The following is a 1,187-nucleotide window of genomic DNA, read 5'->3' on the forward strand; positions in this document are numbered from 1 at the left end:
GCCGAAGGCTGCGATCTTTTGATCTTGGTTTTATGAGATCAAGATCAAAAGATCGCAGCCTTCGGCAGCTCCTACATAAATAGATAACAAGGAATGCGCAGTGAAAAAACTCTTTGGCGCCTCACTTCTCGCCGCCGGCCTGGCCTTGGCCAACATCGCTCAGGCAGCCCCGACGCTGCTTAACGTTTCCTACGACGTGATGCGCGATTTCTACAAGGACTACAACACTGCGTTCCAGAAACACTGGCAAGCCGAGCACAACGAAAACATCACCGTACAGATGTCCTTCGGCGGTTCGAGCAAGCAAGCGCGCTCGGTGATCGATGGCCTGCCGGCTGACGTCATCACCATGAACATGGCCACCGACATCAACGCCCTCGCCGACAACGGCAAACTGGTGCCGGAAAACTGGGTCACCCGTCTGCCGAACAACAGCGCGCCGTTCACCTCGGCCACCGTGTTCATCGTCCGCAAAGGCAACCCGAAAGCCCTGAAAGACTGGCCGGATCTGCTCAAGGACGGCGTGCAAGTGATCGTGCCGAACCCGAAAACCTCGGGTAACGGCCGCTACACCTACCTGTCGGCCTGGGGTTATGTGCTGAAGAACGGCGGCGACGAGAACAAGGCCAAAGCTTTCGTCGGCAAACTGTTCAAGCAAGCGCCAGTGCTGGATACCGGTGGCCGTGCCGCGACCACCACGTTTATGACCAACCAGATCGGCGACGTGCTGGTGACCTTCGAAAACGAAGCGGAAATGATTGCTCGCGAGTTTGGTCGTGATCAATTTGAAGTGATCTACCCGAGCGTTTCGGCCGAGGCTGAGCCACCGGTTTCCGTGGTGGATAAAGTCGTCGACAAGAAGGGTTCACGGGCGGCGGCGGATGAATATCTGAAGTACCTGTGGTCGCCGGAAGGTCAGGAAATTGCGGCGGCAAACTACCTGCGTCCGCGTGATCCGGCGGTGCTGGCGAAGTACACCGATCGCTTCCCGAAAGTTGATTTCCTTTCGGTGGAGAAGACCTTTGGTGACTGGCGTACGGTGCAGAAGACTCACTTCAATGACGGCGGTGTGTTCGATCAGATCTACACCGGCCAGTAACACCTGATTACCCTTGTAGGAGCTGCCGAAGGCTGCGATCTTTTGATCTTGATCTTAAATACAAGATCAAAAGATCGCCGCCTTCGGC

Annotated in this window: 1 protein-coding gene; it reads left to right on the forward strand. The window is 56.0% G+C overall.

The genetic code is table 11. The features are described from left to right. Window positions 1-100: 100 nt before the first annotated feature. Complete coding sequence (locus tag QMX93_RS30725) at window positions 101-1,099, forward strand: sulfate ABC transporter substrate-binding protein (RefSeq protein ID WP_053118449.1); 999 nt, start codon at window positions 101-103, stop codon at window positions 1,097-1,099. Window positions 1,100-1,187: the final 88 nt, after the last annotated feature.

It is taken from the genome of Pseudomonas sp. PS01303 (assembly GCF_029959385.1).
Lineage (GTDB): Bacteria > Pseudomonadota > Gammaproteobacteria > Pseudomonadales > Pseudomonadaceae > Aquipseudomonas > Aquipseudomonas rustica.